At 73.7% G+C, this 639-nt stretch carries 1 protein-coding gene; it reads right to left on the bottom strand.

Annotated elements, in window-relative coordinates; genetic code table 11:
* Nucleotides 1–111: 111 nt before the first annotated feature.
* Nucleotides 112–639, bottom strand: a 528-nt coding sequence (locus Sru01_RS35185) for an ABC transporter ATP-binding protein (protein WP_203995304.1), incomplete at its 5' end; no start/stop codon positions are given.

The raw sequence follows: 639 nt of genomic DNA, 5'->3' as shown, positions 1-639 counted from the left end.
CCGCGGTGATCACCAGCATGGGCAGGCCGATCATGATGAGGATCAGCGCGCTGCGGCCCTTGGCCCGCCAGGCGTCCCGCCGGGAGATCCGCAACGCCGCGCGCAGGGCGCTCATGCCGGCACCCCCGCCGTGCTGTCGGTCACCGCGCCGTCGCGCAGGAACACCACCCGATCCGCCCACGCCGCCAGCCGCGGCTCATGCGTCACCAGCAGGCACGCCGCCCCCGCATCACACCGCGCCCGCAACAACGTCAGCACCTCCTCCCCCGTGACGGTGTCCAGCGCCCCGGTCGGCTCATCGGCCAGCAACAACCGCCGCTCCCCCACCAGCGCCCGCGCGATCGCCACCCGCTGCCGCTGCCCACCGGAGACCTCATCGGGAAACCGATCCGCCACCCCGTCCAGCCCCACCTCCGCCAGCGCCGCCACCGCCTCCCGCCGCGCCACCCGGGCCGCCACCCCGTCCAGCTCCCGCGGCAACATCACGTTCTCCACCGCCGTCAACGACGGAATCAGATTCAGATCCTGAAACACGTAGCCGACGTGCCGGCGTCGCAGCCGCGCCAGCTCCCTGGCCGGTAACCCGCCCAGCTCGGTGCCCTCGACGGTCACCGTCCCGGATGTGGGCCGGTCCAGCCC

The sequence above is a fragment of the Sphaerisporangium rufum genome (assembly GCF_016863395.1).
Lineage (GTDB): Bacteria > Actinomycetota > Actinomycetes > Streptosporangiales > Streptosporangiaceae > Sphaerisporangium > Sphaerisporangium rufum.
The sequence above is the reverse complement of the archived record's forward strand: the minus strand, read 5'-3'. Positions and strand labels throughout refer to the sequence as shown.